Raw genomic sequence first — 18548 nt, forward strand, 5'->3', positions numbered from 1 at the left:
GGAGCCTGAAGACGCATGCCGCACACTAAAGATGAATTACCCGACGCGCTGTATAGCGCCGCGCAAGTCCGAGGGCTCGATGCGAGCCTGATCGCGGCCGGTACACCGGGCTTCGAATTGATGCAGCGTGCGGCGCGGGCGACCTGGCGTGCGTTGGTCCGCCATTGGCCGACCGGGCACGAATTGAGCGTGGTGGCCGGCCATGGCAATAACGCGGGCGACGGTTACCTGGTGGCCGTGCTGGCCCGACGTGCCGGCTGGCATGTGCGGGTGCTGGCCGTCGGCGACCCCGGGCGTTTACAGGGTGATGCCGCGTCGGCGCATGCCGAGGCGGTGGCCGAAGGCGTGGCCATTCAAGGCTGGAGCCCGCACTCCGAATTACGCGGTATTGTGCTGGATGCCTTGCTCGGCACCGGCCTGACCGGTGAAGTGCGTGAGCCGTATGCCAGCGTTATCGCCGCGATCAACGCCAGTGGGCTACCGGTTGCGGCGGTGGATATCCCCTCAGGGCTGTGCGCCGATACGGGGCGCCAGCTCGGCATTGCGGTTCGAGCAGACCTGACGGTGACGTACATCGGTTTGAAGGTAGGGCTGTTCACCGGTGACGCGGCGGATGTGGTGGGCGATTTGGTATTCAACGATCTGCACGTCGCCCCCGAGACATTTATCGGGGCCGAGATCAGTGCACGTCGCCTGACGGCCGGTAATGTGCCGCGTCTGACCGGCCGCGCTCCAACTGCCCACAAAGGTAAGTTTGGCCACGTATTGCTCATCGGCGGTGATCGCGGTTTTGGCGGCGCCATCCTGCTCAGTGCACAAAGTGCCCTGCGCAGCGGTGCCGGCATGGTGTCCGTGGCCACGCGCAGCGAGCACGTTCCGGCCGCCCTGGCGCGTTTGCCGGAAGCCATGGTGCTCGGTACGTCGTCGGCCAATCAATTGATGGGCCTGCTGGAAAAGGCCACGGTGCTGGTGGTCGGCCCGGGTCTGGGGCAGGCCGCCTGGGGGCGCAGCCTATTGTCGGCCGCGGCCAATGCGTCGCAGCCACAAGTCTGGGATGCCGATGCATTGAACCTGTTGGCCGAAGGTGGCGTGAGCTTGCCCACAGGCTGTGTCATCACCCCGCATCCTGGCGAAGCAGCGCGATTGCTGGGGATATCGACGGTCGAGGTTCAGGCTGATCGTCCGGCAGCAGCTCATGCGTTGAGCAAAAAATATACAGCGGTGGTGGTGCTCAAGGGCGCTGGCAGTCTGATCGCCAGTCCCGATGGGCGTCTGGCGTTGTGTCATCAGGGCCATCCGGCCATGGCCAGCGCAGGCTTGGGCGATGTGCTGGCCGGTCTGGTCGGTGCCTTGCTCGCTCAGGGCATGGACGCGTATGACGCGGCCTGCCTGGCGGTCTGGCTGCACGCCAATGCCGGCGAGCAACAAGGTAAATTCGGCCGCGGGCTGGCGGCCAGTGATCTGATTCCAGCCATTCGTCAGTTGTTGGAGGAGCAAGCACCGTGTCTGAAGTAACCCTGTACCTGGCCGACGAGCAGGCCATGAGCGACTTTGGCGCACGTATCGCCAAAACCACCCAAGGGCACGGTCTGATTTTTCTTGAGGGGGATTTGGGCGCGGGGAAAACCACGCTGTCCCGGGGCATCATCCGTGGCCTGGGGCATACAGGCGCGGTAAAAAGTCCGACCTTCACCCTGGTCGAGCCTTACGAGATCGGCGCCATCCGCGCCTTCCATTTCGACCTGTATCGATTGGTCGACCCCGAGGAGCTGGAATACCTCGGCATCCGCGACTATTTCGAAGACGACGCATTATGTCTTATTGAATGGCCCCAGAAGGGTGCAGGCTTTTTGCCAAAGCCCGACCTGACCATTACCATTAGCCCGCAAGACAGCGGGCGTTCGCTGACAATTTTGCCCCAGGGCTCGCGTGGCGAGTCGTGGTGTGCCGTTTTGGCATTGGAATTCAATTAAATGATGGGGTTAGGTATGCGCTTTCGCGCGTTGGTTGCTGCCGTAGGATTGTTGTTTTTGGCGGTGACCGTCGACGCTGTGGCCGAGACGAAGGTCAACAGTGTTCGCCTGTGGCGGGCGCCGGACAACACTCGACTGGTGTTCGACCTGACGGGGCCTGTGCAGCACAGCGTCTTTACCCTGACCGCACCGGATCGGCTGGTGATCGACATCAATGGCGCGACGCTCGGTTCGCCACTGAACGTCTCCACGGCCAACACGCCGATCACGGCAATGCGCTCGGCTCAGCGTACGCCGACCGATTTGCGGGTGGTCATCGACCTGAAAAAAGCCGTCACGCCGAAAAGCTTTACCCTGGCGCCGAACGCCCAGTACGGTAATCGCCTGGTAGTCGACCTGTTCGACAACGCGGCCGACGCCGCGCCACCGCCTGCGCCAACACCGTCTGTGGCCACGGTACCCGCCGTACCCGTCACGCCGTCCGAGCCTTCGATCAAGCTGCCACCCGCACCGGCTGGCAAGCGCGACATTATTGTGGTGATCGATGCCGGTCACGGCGGCGAAGACCCGGGCGCCTCGGGCTCTCGCGGTCAGCGTGAAAAAGATGTGGTGCTGGCGATCGCCCGTGAGTTGCAGCGTCAGGTCAATGGCATGAAAGGCTTCCGCGCCGAGCTGACGCGTACCGGCGACTACTTCATTCCGTTGCGCGGCCGTACCGAAATCGCCCGCAAGAAGGGCGCCGACCTGTTCGTTTCGATCCACGCCGACGCCGCGCCTTCAGCCGCCGCGTTCGGTGCGTCGGTGTTTGCCCTGTCTGACCGCGGCGCTACGTCGGAGACCGCCCGTTGGTTGGCCGACAGCGAAAACCGTTCCGACTTGATCGGCGGTGCCGGCAACGTCAGCCTCGACGACAAGGACCGGATGCTCGCCGGCGTGCTGCTCGACCTGTCGATGACCGCTTCCCTGACTTCCAGCCTGAACGTTGGCCAGAAAGTCTTGAGCAACATCGGTCGCGTCACGCCGCTGCACAAACAACGTGTCGAGCAAGCCGGGTTCATGGTGTTGAAGTCGCCGGACATCCCGTCGATCCTGGTGGAAACCGGGTTCATCTCCAATGCCAACGAAGCCTCGAAACTCGCGGCGTCGAGCCACCAGCAGGCGCTGGCGCGCTCCATCAGCAGCGGCGTGCGGCAGTTCTTCCAGCAGAACCCTCCGCCGGGCACCTACATTGCCTGGCTGCGCGATTCCGGCAAGATCGCCCAAGGCCCGCGTGACCATCGTGTGAGCCCCGGCGAAACCCTGGCGATGATCGCCGTGCGTTATCAGGTGTCTGCGGCCACCTTGCGCAGTGCCAACAACTTGCAAAGTGACGAGCTGAAGATTGGTCAGACGTTGACCATTCCAGGCACAGAACTGGCGGCCAAAGAATGAACCAGGTGCTGACAAACACGGCGCGTATCGAGCTACTCAGCCCACGACTGGCGAACCAGATTGCCGCCGGTGAAGTAGTTGAGCGCCCGGCCTCGGTGATCAAGGAGTTGCTGGAAAACAGCCTCGACTCCGGCGCCAGGCGCATCGATGTCGATGTGGAGCAGGGTGGCGTCAAGCTGCTGCGGGTGCGCGACGATGGCAGCGGCATTTCTGCCGATGACCTGCCTTTGGCCCTGGCCCGTCACGCCACCAGCAAGATTCGCAACCTGGAAGACCTCGAACAGGTCATGAGCTTGGGGTTTCGTGGTGAGGCGCTGGCATCTATCAGTTCCGTGGCGCGCCTGACCCTGACCTCCCGCACTCGCGATGCCGATCAGGCCTGGCAGGTGGAAACCGAAGGCCGGGACATGGCGCCTCGCGTGCAACCGGCGGCGCATCCGGTGGGCACTTCGGTGGAAGTGCGTGATTTGTTCTTCAATACCCCGGCGCGGCGCAAGTTTCTCAAGACCGAAAAAACCGAATTCGATCACCTGCAAGAAGTGATCAAGCGTCTGGCGCTGGCGCGCTTCGATGTGGCGTTCCATCTGCGCCATAACGGCAAAACCATCCTCAGCCTGCACGAAGCCCATGATGACGCGGCCCGCGCCCGGCGTGTGTCGGCGATCTGCGGGGCGGGTTTTCTGGAGCAGGCGCTGCCGATCGAAATCGAGCGCAATGGCCTGCATTTGTGGGGCTGGGTCGGGTTGCCGACCTTCAACCGCAGCCAGGCGGACTTGCAGTATTTCTTTGTGAATGGCCGTGCCGTGCGCGACAAGCTGGTGGCGCACGCGGTGCGTCAGGCTTATCGCGACGTGCTGTTCAACGGTCGGCACCCGACATTCGTGCTGTTTTTCGAAGTCGATCCGGCGGGCGTCGACGTCAACGTGCACCCGACCAAGCACGAAGTACGCTTCCGTGACGGGCGCATGGTTCACGACTTCCTTTACGGCACCTTGCACCGCGCCTTGGGCGACGTGCGGCCGGAAGACCAGTTGGCCGCGCCTGTCGCGACGGCCATGGTCCGGCCGACCGGTATCGAAGCCGGCGAGTTCGGCCCACAGGGTGAGATGCGTCTGGCGGCCAATGCGCTGCTGGAGCAGCCTCAGGCCCAGCCGTCCTTCAATACCTCGGCGGGTACTGGCGCCGGTGCCGGTTATCAGTATCAATACACGCCGCGGCCTCAGTCTGGCGTGCCCGTTGCTGAAGCCCAGGCGGCCTATCGCGAGTTCTTCGCGCCGTTGCCCGAGGCCAACGCAGTCGCGCTGCCGGCCGGGCAGGACGACATCCCGCCGCTGGGCTACGCACTGGCGCAGCTCAAGGGCATCTACATTCTTTCGGAAAACGCCCAAGGCCTGGTGCTGGTAGACATGCATGCCGCCCATGAGCGGATCATGTACGAACGCCTGAAAGTCGCCATGGCCAGCGAGGGGTTGAGCGGTCAGCCGTTGCTGGTGCCGGAATCCCTGGCGGTCAGCCAGCGCGAAGCCGACTGCGCCGAAGAAAACGTCGCCTGGTTCCAGCGTCTGGGTTTTGAATTGCAGCGTCTTGGCCCGGAAACCCTGGCCATCCGGCAAATCCCCGCCTTGCTGAAACAGGCCGAGGCTAACCGACTGGTCAGCGACGTTCTGGCGGATTTGATGGAGTACGGCACCAGCGACCGGATTCAGGCACACCTGAACGAACTGCTCGGCACCATGGCCTGCCACGGCGCGATTCGCGCGAATCGGCGCCTGGCCTTGGCGGAAATGAACGGCCTGCTGCGGGACATGGAAAACACCGAGCGCAGCGGTCAATGCAACCATGGCCGACCGACCTGGACCCAACTGGGCCTGGACGATCTGGACAAACTGTTCTTGCGCGGTCGTTGATGAGCCAGTTCCCTCCCGCGATTTTCCTGATGGGGCCGACGGCCGCCGGCAAGACCGACCTGGCCATCGAACTCACCAAGGTCCTGCCTTGCGAGCTGATCAGCGTCGATTCGGCGCTGGTTTATCGCGGCATGGACATCGGCACCGCCAAACCCTCCAAAGAGATTCTGGCCGAATTCCCGCACCGCCTGATCGATATTCTCGATCCGGCCGAGAGTTATTCCGCCGCGGATTTCCGTCGCGATGCATTGCAAGCCATGAGCGAGATCACCGCGCGGGGCAATATTCCGCTGCTGGTGGGCGGCACAATGCTCTATTACAAGGCTTTGCTCGAAGGCTTGGCTGACATGCCTGCAGCCGATGCGGACGTTCGTGCGCAAATTGAAGAAGAGGCTGCACGCCTTGGCTGGCAAGCCCTGCACGATCAATTGGCGGTGATTGATCCGCAATCCGCGGCGCGAATTCATCCGAACGATCCGCAGCGCCTTAGTCGTGCACTGGAAGTTTATCGCGTCAGCGGTCAGAGCATGACTGAGCTACGCTTGCGACAATCTGCGCAAAGTACTGAAGCAGCCGCTTCGGGACTGCAACAATTGCCCTATACTGTCGCGAACTTGGCCATCGCTCCGGCAAATCGCCAGGTACTGCACGAGCGCATTAAACAAAGATTCACAAATATGTTGGAACAGGGATTCGTCGACGAGGTCGTAGCCCTGCGAGATAGAGGTGACTTGCATTCCGGGTTGCCGTCTATACGTGCTGTAGGTTATCGACAAGTCTGGGATTACCTGGATGGCAAGCTGACGCAAGCCGAGATGCAGGAGCGTGGAATCATTGCCACGCGCCAATTGGCGAAGCGCCAGTTCACCTGGCTGCGCAGTTGGGCTGATTTACACTGGTTGGACAGCCTCGATTGCGACAATCTGCCGCGCGCCTTGAAATACCTCGGGACCATCTCCATATTGAGCTGAGTCCTTGCAATTGCCGTCTATCCTTGGGGGTGTGACGGCCCCAAGCCATCTGTTTACCTATTTTTTATATTGAATCCTTAAAGGAGTGCGGCACATGTCAAAAGGGCATTCGCTACAAGACCCTTACTTGAATACTTTACGTAAAGAGAAAGTGGGGGTTTCCATCTACCTGGTCAACGGGATCAAACTGCAAGGCACGATCGAGTCTTTCGACCAGTTCGTTATCCTGCTGAAAAACACCGTCAGCCAGATGGTTTACAAACACGCTATCTCTACAGTGGTGCCAGTTCGTCCAATTCGTCTGCCTAGCGCAACCGAATCCGAAGCAGGTGACGCTGAGCCAGGTAACGCCTGATAGGAGTCTCCTTTGTTCTTTGAGCGCCACGGTGGTGGTGAGCGGGCAATTCTCGTTCACTTGGATGGTCAGGACCCTGAGGCGCGCGAAGATCCGCAGGAGTTTCAGGAGTTGGCAATTTCGGCAGGTGCCGAGACCGTCGCGTTTTTTAACGTGCCGCGTCATCGGCCAACCGCCAAAACCCTGATCAGCAGCGGCAAGGTCGAAGAGTTACGCGACCTGGTCAAAGCCGAGCAGGTCGATCTGGTGATTTTCAATCACATCCTCACGCCCAGTCAGGAACGTAACCTCGAACGTATTTTCGAGTGTCGCGTGATCGATCGCACGGGTCTGATTCTCGATATCTTCGCTCAACGCGCCCGCACCCATGAAGGCAAGCTCCAGGTCGAACTGGCCCAGCTTGAGTACATGAGTACGCGACTGGTTCGCGGCTGGACTCACCTTGAGCGGCAGAAGGGCGGTATCGGTCTGCGCGGCCCGGGTGAAACCCAGCTGGAAACCGACCGGCGCCTGTTGCGGATTCGTCTGCGGCAGATCAAGGGGCGCCTGGAAAAGGTCCGAAGCCAGCGCGAGCAGTCCCGTCGCGGGCGCAAACGTGCTGACATCCCGACGGTTTCACTGGTGGGTTATACCAACGCCGGCAAATCGACGCTGTTCAACTCGGTCACCGATTCCGACGTCTTCGCCGCCAACCAGCTATTCGCGACCCTCGACCCGACCTTGCGCCGACTCGAGCTCGAGGACCTCGGGCCGATCGTGCTGGCCGACACTGTGGGCTTCATTCGTCACCTGCCGCACAAACTGGTCGAGGCATTTCGAGCTACGCTCGAAGAGTCGAGCAACTCCGACCTGTTGCTGCACGTGATCGATGCGCACGAGCCTGATCGTATGGCCCAGATCGAACAGGTCATGGTGGTGCTTGGGGAGATCGGGGCACAAGACTTGCCGATCCTTGAGGTATACAACAAACTCGATTTGCTCGAGGGGGTTGAGCCGCAGATCCAGCGCGATGCCGATGGCAAGCCGCAGCGGGTCTGGTTGTCGGCCAAGGACGGTACCGGTCTGGACTTGCTCAAGCAGGCAGTGGCGGAGCTGTTGGGCAGCGATTTGTTTGTTGGCACCTTGCGCTTGCCGCAACGTTTTGCTCGACTGCGTGCGCAGTTTTTCGAACTCGGTGCGGTGCAAAAAGAAGAACACGACGAAGAAGGCATCAGCCTGCTGGCCGTTCGCTTGCCACGGATCGAATTGAATCGACTCGTGAGCCGCGAAGGTCTGCAACCGATGGAATTCATCGAGCAACACACTTTGCAATAAAAGCCTGAGAAAGCGGTTGTGCCGCGGTGACAGGCATTCTGTAGCATTGGTCGGCGCGCCGTGGGTGCGTCTTTGCTTTATCAGATGGAGAGCGCTATGGCTTGGAATGAGCCGGGTGGCAACTCGAATAATCAGGATCCTTGGGGTGGCAAGCGCCGCAATAACGGCGACCGCAAGGGGCCACCGGATCTCGACGAGGCCTTCCGAAAGCTGCAGGAAAGCCTGAACGGGTTGTTCGGTGGTGGCAAGAAACGCGGTGACGAGGGCGGTGGGCCGGGCAAGAGTGGCGGCTTTGGCGGCCTGCTCGGCATCGGCCTGACCGTGCTGGCAGCCGTGTGGCTGTACAGCGCTGTCTACGTGGTCGACGAACAGGAGCAGGCCGTAGTGCTGCGCTTCGGCAAATACTATGAAACCGTCGGCCCGGGCCTGAACATCTATTTCCCGCCGATCGATCGCAAGTACCTGGAAAACGTCACGCGTGAGCGTGCCTATACCAAGCAGGGTCAAATGCTGACTGAAGACGAAAATATCGTCGAAGTGCCGCTGACCGTGCAGTACAAGATCAGCAACCTGCAGGACTTCGTGCTGAACGTCGATCAGCCGGAAATCAGCCTGCAGCACGCGACCGACAGTGCCTTGCGTCATGTGGTGGGTTCCACCGCCATGGACCAGGTGCTGACCGAAGGTCGCGAATTGATGGCCAGCGAAATCAAGGAACGTCTGCAACGTTTCCTCGATACCTATCGCACCGGTATCACCGTCACTCAGGTCAACGTACAGAGCGCAGCTGCACCGCGTGAAGTCCAGGAAGCCTTCGATGACGTGATTCGCGCCCGTGAAGACGAGCAGCGTTCGCGCAACCAGGCTGAAACCTATGCCAACGGCGTCGTGCCGGAAGCCCGTGGTCAGGCCCAGCGCATCCTCGAGGATGCCAACGGTTACCGCGACGAGACCGTTTCCCGCGCCAAGGGTGAGGCCGACCGCTTCACCAAGCTGGTGGCCGAGTACCGCAAGGCGCCTGAAGTTACCCGTCAGCGTCTGTACCTGGACACCATGCAGGAAATCTTCAGCAACACCAGCAAGGTTCTCGTGACCGGCAACAAGGAAGGCCAGAACAATCTTCTGTACTTGCCGCTGGACAAGATGATCGACAGTGGTCGCAGCTCCGGTGCTCCAGTGACCGGCGCGGCAGCCAGCAGCAATGAAGTGAATGTGCGTGCGGCAGCTGATCTGCAGCAACAGCAGGCACGTACCAGGGAGAGTCGCTGATGAGCAATAAATCGCTGATCGCCCTTATTGTCGGCGTCGTCGTGGCGATCGTTGCCTGGAACTGCTTCTACATCGTGGCTCAGACCGAGCGCGCGGTGTTGCTGCAGTTCGGTCGCGTGGTTCAGGCCGATGTTCAGCCGGGCCTGCATGTGAAAGTGCCTTACGTTAACAAGGTGCGCATATTCGACGCGCGCCTGATGACGCTGGATGCACCGACACAGCGTTTCCTGACGCTGGAAAAGAAAGCCGTGATGGTCGATGCCTACGCCAAGTGGCGCGTGAAAGATGCCGAGCGCTTCTACACCGCGACTTCCGGCCTCAAGCAGATTGCCGACGAGCGTCTGTCTCGTCGTCTGGAGTCGGGCCTGCGTGACCAGTTCGGTAAACGCACTCTGCACGAAGTGGTGTCCGGTGAGCGTGATGCGCTGATGGCGGACATCACCGCTTCGCTGAACAAGATGGCGGAAAAAGAGCTGGGCATTGAAGTTGTCGATGTCCGGGTCAAAGCCATCGACCTGCCGAAGGAAGTGAACCGCAGTGTGTTCGAGCGCATGAGCACCGAGCGTGAGCGTGAAGCTCGCGAGCACCGCGCCAAGGGTAACGAGCTGGCCGAAGGCATTCGTGCCGACGCTGACCGTCAGCGCCGCGTGCTGCTGGCTGAAGCCTATCGTGAATCCGAAGAGGTTCGCGGTGACGGTGACGCCCAGGCTGCTTCGATCTACTCCAAGGCATACGGCCAGGATCAGGAGTTCTACGCGTTCTACCGTAGCCTGCGCGCCTACCGTGAAAGCTTCGCGAACAAATCCGACGTCATGGTCCTGGACCCGAGCAGTGACTTCTTCCGTTACCTGGAAAAAGCCAAGCCTTGATACGACGTTGACCTGAATCATCCCCCGCCTGGCGGCTAAAGCCTCGGGCGGGGTGATCCTTTGGGAAAACGTGTGTATGATGCGGCAGCCGGGAAATTCCCGGCTTTTTTGCGTCTGCACGTTTGATTGCTGTTTTTATGCAGGCGCCCGAGTTGAATGACTCGACAGGTTTTTCGAGGAAAGTGGTTGGCGAAGCCGGTTTCAGGCTTTTCGCCACGTTGTTCATGCGCGGGGTTTATGCACATGAGCCGATCATTTTCTGCTTCACTCAAGGCTCGCCCAAAGGCTTGCTGCCCGGATCATAGGGGAATGGCGTAATGGCAACGGTAGACCGCTGGCTGCTGCCAGATGGCATCGAAGAAGTACTGCCACCGGAGGCTGCGCGCATTGAAGTTGCGCGTCGCCAGGTGTTGGATCTGTTCCAGAGCTGGGGTTACGAGTTTGTCGTGACTCCCCATATCGAGTACCTGGAATCCCTGCTGACCGGCGCAGGCCAGGACCTCGATCTGCGCACCTTCAAGGTCATCGACCCGCAGTCGGGCCGGCAGATGGGTTTCCGTGCCGACATCACGCCGCAAGTGGCGCGCATCGATGCGCACACCCTGCGTCGCGAAGGCCCGAGCCGTCTGTGCTATGCCGGTAGCGTGCTGCATGCTCAGCCACGTGCGTTGTCGTCCTCGCGCAGCCCGATTCAACTGGGCGCCGAGTTGTACGGCGATGCCAGCCCGAGCAGCGACGTGGAGGTCATCAGCCTGATGCTGGCCATGCTGCAACTGGCCGATGTGCCGGATGTGCACATGGACCTCGGGCATGTCGGCATCTACCGCGGCCTGGCCCGCGCCGCCGGTTTGTCCGGCGAAGTCGAGCAACAGTTGTTCGATGCATTGCAACGTAAAGCCATCGACGAGGTCACTACCTTGACCGAAGGCCTGCCTGCCGATCTGTCGGGCATGCTGCGAGCGCTGGTCGACCTGTGTGGCGGTCGTGAAGTGTTGAGCGCTGCCCGCGAGCGTCTGGCCAATGCGCCGGCGCCTGTTCTGGCGGCCCTGGACGATTTGCTGGCGATTGCCGAGCGTCTGTCCACGCGTTTCCCGGAGTTACCGCTGTACTTCGACCTGGGCGAATTGCGCGGCTACCACTACCACACTGGTGTGGTGTTCGCCGTGTTCGTGCCAGGTGTTGGCCAGTCCATCGCTCAAGGCGGTCGTTACGACGACATCGGTGCCGACTTCGGTCGCGCCCGTCCGGCGACAGGCTTCTCCACCGATTTGAAAACCCTGGTGACCCTGGGGCGTGCTGAGATCGAGCTACCGTCTGGCGGTATCTGGATGCCTGACAGTACGGATGCAGCACTCTGGCAGCAGGTTTGCCAGTTGCGCAGTGAGGGTCAGCGTGTCGTTCAGGCATTGCCTGGGCAACCTTTGGCCGCCGCCCGTGAAGCGGACTGCGACCGGCAATTGATTCAGCAGAACGGGCTTTGGCAAGTATCGCCACTGGCTTCTTGAGTTTTCCTGCCGGCCGCCGCCGGCACCAAGTTTGCGCGAATGAGGACAAGTGTTATGGGTAAGAATGTCGTAGTCCTGGGCACCCAATGGGGTGATGAGGGCAAAGGCAAGATCGTTGATCTGCTGACCGAACATGCTGCCGCCGTAGTGCGCTACCAAGGTGGCCACAACGCTGGTCACACCCTGGTGATCGACGGCGAAAAAACCGTCTTGCACCTGATCCCGTCTGGCGTGCTGCGCGAAGGCGTGCAGTGCCTGATCGGTAACGGCGTGGTGGTTGCACCCGACGCCCTGCTGCGGGAAATCAACAAGCTGGAAGAGAAAGGCGTTCCGGTGCGCGAGCGCCTGCGTATCAGCCCGTCCTGCCCGCTGATCCTGTCCTACCACGTAGCGCTGGACCAGGCCCGTGAAAAGGCCCGTGGCGAGCTGAAGATCGGCACCACCGGTCGTGGCATCGGCCCGGCTTACGAAGACAAGGTGGCCCGTCGCGGTCTGCGCATCGGTGACCTGTTCCACCGTGAGCGTTTCGCCGCCAAGCTGGGCGAGTTGCTGGATTACCACAACTTCGTACTGGTCAATTACTACAAAGAGCCAGCGATCGACTTCCAGAAGACACTCGACGAGTGCATGGAATACGCCGAGCTGCTCAAGCCGATGATGCTCGACGTCACCGCAGAGCTGCACAACCTGCGTCGTGCCGGCAAGGACATCATGTTCGAAGGCGCCCAAGGCTCCCTGCTGGACATCGACCACGGCACCTACCCGTACGTCACCAGCTCCAACACCACCGCTGGCGGCATCGCCACCGGTTCGGGTGTTGGCCCGATGTTCCTGGACTACATCCTCGGCATCACCAAGGCCTACACCACGCGCGTCGGTTCCGGTCCGTTCCCGACTGAGCTGTTCGACGACGTCGGTGCGTTCCTGGCCAAGCGTGGCCACGAGTTCGGTGCCACCACCGGCCGTGCTCGTCGTTGCGGCTGGTTCGATGCCGTGATCCTGCGTCGCGCCATCGATGTGAACAGCATCTCGGGCCTGTGCCTGACCAAGCTGGACGTGCTGGACGGTCTGGAAACCATCAACATCTGCGTAGGCTACAAGAACGAAGATGGTGCAGTGATCGACGCGCCGACCGACGCCGACAGCTACATCGGCCTGGAGCCGGTGTACGAGCAGATGCCGGGCTGGAGCGAGTCGACCCTGGGTGCCAAGACCCTGGAAGAGCTGCCTCAAGCCGCGCGCAACTACATCAAGCGCATCGAAGAGCTGGTCGGCGCGCCGATCGACATTATTTCGACGGGCCCGGACCGCAACGAAACCATCGTTCTGCGTCACCCGTTCGCTTAATAAGTCGTTGATGTAAAACACAAAGGCCCCTTAATCGGGGCCTTTGTCGTTTATGCCTGTTGGACGGCATGACCTTTGCTGTGAATATCGCCTTCAGAATGCCATCAATTTAATGGCGTTAGAGTAGAGGGATTTCCTGTGTCGGCCGTTCTCTCACTGTTACAAAGCCGTTTGTTGCGGCCCGTGTTCGTTACCCTTGGTATCGCCCTTTTGGTGCAGGTGCTGGTGGCTGTCGCTCTGACCCGGAGCACGGTGACTGCGCTTGAAGCCGATCTGGGTGCGCGCCTGAGCGCCGATAGCCAAAAGCTCTCCGGTGAGCTTGAGCAGGCCGGGCGTGAAGTCACGTCGAGCCTGGATAACCTGTCCAGCAGTACCCGTCAGCGCCTGACTGCCGGGCTGTCTTCACGTCTGAAAGACGAGCAGGCACAATTGCGTACGACGCTGGAGAAGGACCTGAAGGAATCGGCCAACGACATGGCGCAGCTTCTGGCCTCGGTCGCACCCCGCGCCATGTGGGACAGTGACATTCCTACCCTGTCTGAATTCGCTCGCCGCGCCCAGCGCAATCCCAACGTGCTGTTCGTGGTCTATGACGACGCCACGGGCCAGCACCTGACGCGCTACCTCAACCGAGAGAACCCGATCAACAAGGTGCTGCTGGAGAAAGGCCAGGGCGAGCGGGCGCTGGACAAGGTGCTGGATGCAGCGAAGAGCGATCCGTCGGTCTACTACCTCGAAGCCTCGATCAGTCCCAATGGCGTGGAAATCGGCAAGGTCTTGATGGGGGTCTCAACTGCCTCCGTGGAAACCGATCTGGCGGCGCTGGACAAGCGCTTCTCGGCGCTGATCGCCAGCAGCGATCAATTGGTGGGTGACAGCCTCAAAGGTGCGGCGGCCGACAGCGCAACGGCGATGCGCGGGCGTCTACAGTCGGCGCAGTCTACCGCTTCTGAAATGAAAGCCAACACCACGGGCGCTGTGCAGGATGCCGCTGGGGCTTTGCGCTGGCGCATCGGCATGGGCCTGGCGGTGGTGGGTTTCGGTGTGCTGCTGTTACTGGCGGTGGTGCTGGGGCGTCGAGTGGTCAATCGCCTGAAAATGCTCATTGTCGCGATGGATGACCTGGCAGCGGGTGAGGGCGACCTGACCAAGCGCGTGCAGATCAACAGCCAGGACGAGATCGGCGACATGGCCTCGGCGGTCAATCGCTTTGTGGATAAGTTGCAGCCGATCGTGCGTGAGGCGGGCGATGTGGCTCAGCGTACCGGCGTGGAAATCGGCGCCATGACCTTACGCAATGCCGGTGCCGATGCGGCGGCTGGCATGCAGCGCGATGAAGTGGCCGAAAGCCTGCGCGCGTTGTCGCAAATGGCTGATGAGGCTCAGTCTGAAAGTCACGCCATGCAGGCCGCTTTGCGGCAGGTGGTGGACATTCGTCAGGCCACGGATGAGAACACCCGGACTTCGGCGAAAGTCGGCAGTCTCATCGAGGCATTGGCCGGACAAGTCGACACCGGTGCGAAAGTTATCGAGCGTCTGGCGCAGCAGAGTGAGCAGATTGAAGTGGTGCTGACGGTGATTCATGGGATTGCTGAACAAACCAACTTGCTGGCGCTGAACGCGGCGATTGAAGCGGCGCGTGCCGGCGAGACCGGTCGCGGGTTTGCCGTGGTGGCGGACGAGGTGCGGGCGCTGGCGAGCAAGACCCAGAGCTCCACCGGTGACATTCAGGCGCACATCGTTGCACTGCAGCAGGGCGCGCGTGAGGCTGTTGCGGCAATCGGGCAGGCTGGGCGTCAGGCCAGTGAAGGCCTGCTGGTGTTGCGCGACAGTGCGCGGTTGCAGCAGTCGGTGCAGGCGTCGGTCGAGCAGGTGCATGCGGCGATCGGCCTGGCGACCCAGGCCGCGGCGCATCAGGCGCAAGGTGCACAGGCAGTGCGTGGGCGGGTTGAGACCATTCATGCTCAAGCTGAGAAGGCGGCTCAGGCGGTGGTGGAGACCACGGCCAGCGGCAAGGTGCTGGATGGGTTGGCGGCGCAGTTGAAGGCGAGCCTGGGGCAGTTCAGGGCTTAGTTTCTCGTTCGCAGGTCCGGTGCCTTCGCGGGCAAGCCTCGCTCCTACAAGGGCTACGTAATCCTTGTAGGAGCGAGGCTTGCCCGCGAAGCTTTTCAGCGGCTCAAATACATCCGCGTCGTCAGTAGATACACAGGCAACCCCGACACCACAATCAGCAACGCCGCATAAGGCGCCGCCGCCGCAAACTCCACATTCGCGGTATGCGCCCAGACTTCCGTCGCTAGTGTATTGAGCCCGGTCGGACTCAGCAGCAGCGTCGCCGTCAGTTCCTTCATCGCATCCAGGAACACCAGTGCAAACGCTGCGCCCAGGGCGGGGAAGATGATGGGCAGAGTCACCCGGCAAAACGCGCTGAAAGACGACGCCCCCAGCGTGCGTGCGGCTTCTTCCAGTTGCGGCGCGGCCTTGTTCAGCGCAGTGCGAATCGGCGCCTGCGCCAAGGGCAGAAACAACAGCGCATAAGCAATCAACAGCAGCGCCGAGGTTTGGTACAGCACTGGCACATAATGCAGGGCGAAATACACCAGGGTCAGCGCAATCACCAATCCCGGCAGTGCATGCAGCAGATACGGCAAGCGCTCGGCCCAGATTGCCAGTCGGCCTTTATGGCGCACCACCAGTAACCCCACCGGGACAGCCAGCACCAGGCACAGCGCTGCGCCACCGAGCGACAGCGCCAGCGATGACAGCAATGCCTCGCTAATCGCGGCCACCGGGAACGCCGCCGACGAACCCACCATCAGCCAGTACGCCAGCATTCCCAGCGGAATGCCGCTGCCGATGATCGCCAGCAGCAAGCAGTAAAGCTGTCCGACTGTCGCCCACCGCCCCAGACGAACCTGTTCTGCATGCCGCGCCGCGCCCTGACCGGTGCGTACGTGACGGCCTTTGCCGCGCACGCGTAACTCAAGCCATAGCAGCACCAGGCACAGCGCCAGCAACACCGCAGAAAGCATCGCTGCATTGGCGTTGCTGAATTCCAGTTCGAACTGCTGATAGATCGCCGTGGTAAAGGTTTGCAGGCCGATGATCGACAGCGCGCCGAACTCCACCAGCATGTGCAGCGCAATCAGCAGTGAGCCGGCCAGCAGTGACGGCCAGAGCAAGGGCAGGGTGATTTTGAAGAATACGCCCCAACGATTCTGCCCCAGGGTCCGGGCGGACTCTTCAAGAGAGGGGTCGAGATTGCGCAACGTTGCCGCCACCGGCAGAAAGATCAGCGGGTACTTGGACAGCGTCATCACCAGAATCGCCCCGCCCAGCCCTTCGAAGTGAGCGCTCAGGGACACCCAGGTGAAGCTGCTGACAAATGCCGGCACCGCGAACGGCAGGCACAGAATCACGCCCCATAACCGCCGTCCCGGCAGATTGCTGCGCTCCAGCAGCCAGGCGAGTGACAAGCCAATCACACCGCAGGCCAGTGTCACGCCCAGCATCAGCGCCAGGGTATTGCGCAGCAGGCCAAACACGTAGGGCCGCCACAGCAGATGCAGTGCCTCGGCCCAGCCGGCTTGCCAGGTTTTGAGACCGACATAGGCCAGTGGCAACAGGCTGAGTACCACCAGCAGCAGAACCGGTAGCAGCAGCCAGATCGATGGCCGCTTGCGCCGTGGCATGTAGCCCCCACGCGAGGCGGGGGCGGATAACGAGGTGCTCATCAGTTCAAGCCAACGTCACGTTCCAGGTCCAAGGCTTCTTCGGCGTTGCCGAGGTCGGCTGGCGTGACGTTCGGCGCTTGCAGTTCGCTGAATGGCTTGAGCCCGCGATCCGATGCCATACCCTTGTGCAGTGGGTATTCGGCGGTGGTCTGGGTGATCACGCGTTGACCTTCTTCGCTGGCCATGTAGGCGAGCAATTGCTGGGCTTCTTTTGGATGTTTGCTGGATTTCAGTACGCCAGCGCTGGAAACGGTGATCAGTCCGCCGACGTCGCCACCGGTGAAATAATGCAGTTTCGAGTCGAGCTGGCCTTTTTCACGCTGCAAGGCGAACCAGTAATAGTTGTTCACCAGCACGGTGGCGACTTCGCCATTTTCCACGGCTTTCAGTGCAACCATGTTGTTGCTGTAGGTTTTACCGAACGCGCGCAGGCCGGTCAGCCATTCTTCGGCGGCGTCCATCCCGTGGACCTTGATAATCGCCACGGCCTGTTCCTGGAAGGCGCCGCTGGATGGCACAAAGCCGACCTTGCCTTGCCATTTCGGATTGGAGAACTCCATCACTGACTTGGGCAGGTCTTTCTCGTCGATCAGTTTAGGGTTGAAAGCGACGACCCGGACCCGCGCAGTGATGCCAATCCAGGTGCCATTGCCGGCAACGTAATCCTTGGGCAGGACTTCAAGCGTGGCGGCATCGGCTTTTGCCAGCAGGCCTTGTTCGCCGAGCTTGTTCAGCGGTGGCGATTCTTCGGTGTAGATCACGTCGGCGGGAGAGCGATCGCCTTCTTCGACGATCTGGCTGGCGAGCTGGTTGCTGCTGCCCTTGCGTACATTGACGTGAATCCCGGTCTTGGCTTCGAAGGCTTTGGCGACCGCGTCGCCGACTTCCTTGTGTTGACCGTTATAGAGTGTCAGGGAAACCGGATCGGCGGCTTGGGTGAGGGGCGTGGCGAGTGTCAGGCCGAGGAGGGTGATGATCAGGCCGCGGCGCAGGGTATTTCGAAACATCATTCGCAGGGTTCCTCACTGTCGCATTGCAAAAACTTGAAACAATGATAAACGATATTGTTTCTCAAGTGCGCCTTGCAGGGCGGGTGAGGGTTTTGCTAGAGGGCCTGGTGCAGACTTCTGTGGCGAGGGAGCTTGCTCCAGCTCGGCTGCGGAGCAGTCGCAAAACCGGGCAATAAGGTTTGACTGAAAGAATGAGGGGGTCGCTTCGCAGCCCAGCGGGAGCAAGCGCCCTCGCCACAAAGGGCGGCTATGGCTTCAAAGGCCAGAAACGCAAAAACCCGCTTTCGCGGGTTTTTGTGAAATTCAAGATCGTGACCTTGAATTTGAATTGGTGCCCAGAAGAAGACTCGAACTTCCACGACCTTGCGGTCACCAGCACCTGAAGCTGGCGTGTCTACCAATTTCACCATCTGGGCATGATCTTCAGCGTTGCCGCTGTTGATGTGGCGCACTATACGGAGAGCATTTTGATCTGTAAACCCCTGATTTAATTTTAATAATTCAGAAGCCTGGAATGCAAAAACCCGCTTTCGCGGGTTTTTGTGTGAGCCTTGAAATTGATCTAATCTCAAGCTCGAAATTGGTGCCCAGAAGAAGACTCGAACTTCCACGACCTTGCGGTCACCAGCACCTGAAGCTGGCGTGTCTACCAATTTTTCACCATCTGGGCAGTATCGGCAGCGTTAGTGCGTCGTCGATGGCGCGCACTATACGGAGCGTCTTTTTAACTGTAAACCCCTGTCATCAAAAAAACCTGGAAAATTTTACCGACGGCATTCAAATCAGCTTCGCGGTGTCGATAAAGGGCTTTAGATGGGCTGTCACAGCCTGAAATTTCCCGTTTCATTACGCCTATGCCAAAC

At 60.7% G+C, this 18548-nt stretch carries 14 protein-coding genes and 2 tRNA genes; 12 read left to right on the forward strand and 4 right to left on the reverse strand.

The genetic code is table 11. The features are described 5' to 3' along the window. The first annotated feature begins 15 nt into the window (after window positions 1–15). From AC1RO5_RS24515 to AC1RO5_RS24570, 12 genes are all read left to right on the forward strand, one after another. Entirely contained in the window at window positions 16–1515 is a 1500-nt protein-coding gene (locus AC1RO5_RS24515) for an NAD(P)H-hydrate dehydratase (protein WP_493178111.1), read from the forward strand. Then, window positions 1503–1973, forward strand: a complete 471-nt coding sequence (tsaE, locus tag AC1RO5_RS24520) for a tRNA (adenosine(37)-N6)-threonylcarbamoyltransferase complex ATPase subunit type 1 TsaE (RefSeq protein WP_493178112.1) — start codon at window positions 1503–1505, stop codon at window positions 1971–1973. Before AC1RO5_RS24515 ends, tsaE begins: the two co-directional genes overlap by 13 nt. After that, complete coding sequence (locus AC1RO5_RS24525; protein WP_026345978.1) at window positions 1974–3404, forward strand: N-acetylmuramoyl-L-alanine amidase; 1431 nt, start codon at window positions 1974–1976, stop codon at window positions 3402–3404. Then, window positions 3401–5311 (forward strand): DNA mismatch repair endonuclease MutL, encoded by a 1911-nt coding sequence (gene mutL, locus AC1RO5_RS24530; protein ID WP_493178114.1) that lies wholly within the window; start codon window positions 3401–3403, stop codon window positions 5309–5311. Before AC1RO5_RS24525 ends, mutL begins: the two co-directional genes overlap by 4 nt. Further along, window positions 5311–6282 (forward strand): tRNA (adenosine(37)-N6)-dimethylallyltransferase MiaA, encoded by a 972-nt coding sequence (gene miaA, locus AC1RO5_RS24535; protein WP_019582201.1) that lies wholly within the window; start codon window positions 5311–5313, stop codon window positions 6280–6282. Before mutL ends, miaA begins: the two co-directional genes overlap by 1 nt. Window positions 6283–6376: 94 nt before the next feature. Further along, the gene (hfq, locus tag AC1RO5_RS24540; RefSeq protein ID WP_007902656.1) at window positions 6377–6637 is read left to right on the forward strand and encodes an RNA chaperone Hfq; all 261 of its coding nucleotides are present in this window, start codon (window positions 6377–6379) and stop codon (window positions 6635–6637) included. A gap of 12 nt (window positions 6638–6649) precedes the next feature. Beyond that, on the forward strand, window positions 6650–7951 hold the full coding sequence (gene hflX / locus AC1RO5_RS24545; RefSeq protein WP_007939591.1) for a ribosome rescue GTPase HflX: 1302 nt from the start codon (window positions 6650–6652) through the stop codon (window positions 7949–7951). Between the two features lie 96 nt (window positions 7952–8047). Then, on the forward strand, window positions 8048–9220 hold the full coding sequence (gene hflK / locus AC1RO5_RS24550) for an FtsH protease activity modulator HflK (RefSeq protein WP_493178115.1): 1173 nt from the start codon (window positions 8048–8050) through the stop codon (window positions 9218–9220). Beyond that, entirely contained in the window at window positions 9220–10089 is an 870-nt protein-coding gene (gene hflC / locus AC1RO5_RS24555) for a protease modulator HflC (protein WP_493178117.1), read from the forward strand. The genes hflK and hflC overlap by 1 nt, the downstream gene beginning before the upstream one ends. Window positions 10090–10406: 317 nt before the next feature. Then, window positions 10407–11594 carry an ATP phosphoribosyltransferase regulatory subunit gene (locus tag AC1RO5_RS24560; RefSeq protein ID WP_493178118.1) on the forward strand — a complete coding sequence of 396 codons (1188 nt, stop codon included), beginning with the start codon at window positions 10407–10409 and terminating at the stop codon, window positions 11592–11594. A gap of 54 nt (window positions 11595–11648) precedes the next feature. After that, on the forward strand, window positions 11649–12941 hold the full coding sequence (locus AC1RO5_RS24565) for an adenylosuccinate synthase (RefSeq protein ID WP_018928499.1): 1293 nt from the start codon (window positions 11649–11651) through the stop codon (window positions 12939–12941). A gap of 138 nt (window positions 12942–13079) precedes the next feature. Further along, a complete protein-coding gene (locus AC1RO5_RS24570) occupies window positions 13080–15014 on the forward strand; it encodes a methyl-accepting chemotaxis protein (RefSeq protein WP_493178119.1) in 1935 nt (644 codons plus the stop codon). Window positions 15015–15109: 95 nt separating this feature from the next. On the opposite strand, the gene AC1RO5_RS24575 is transcribed toward AC1RO5_RS24570, so the two are convergent. The 4 genes from AC1RO5_RS24575 to AC1RO5_RS24590 form a co-directional block, all read right to left on the reverse strand. Further along, on the reverse strand, window positions 15110–16675 hold the full coding sequence (locus AC1RO5_RS24575; RefSeq protein ID WP_493178121.1) for an ABC transporter permease: 1566 nt from the start codon (window positions 16673–16675) through the stop codon (window positions 15110–15112). Then, complete coding sequence (locus tag AC1RO5_RS24580) at window positions 16675–17685, reverse strand: extracellular solute-binding protein (protein WP_493178122.1); 1011 nt, start codon at window positions 17683–17685, stop codon at window positions 16675–16677. The genes AC1RO5_RS24575 and AC1RO5_RS24580 overlap by 1 nt, the downstream gene beginning before the upstream one ends. A 329-nt stretch (window positions 17686–18014) precedes the next feature. Further along, window positions 18015–18101 (reverse strand) — tRNA-Leu (locus AC1RO5_RS24585). 165 nt (window positions 18102–18266) lie between these two features. Then, a tRNA-Leu gene (locus AC1RO5_RS24590) sits at window positions 18267–18355 on the reverse strand. Window positions 18356–18548 lie beyond the last annotated feature (193 nt).

The sequence above is a fragment of the Pseudomonas sp. GW822-FHT02G04 genome, from assembly GCF_058802085.1.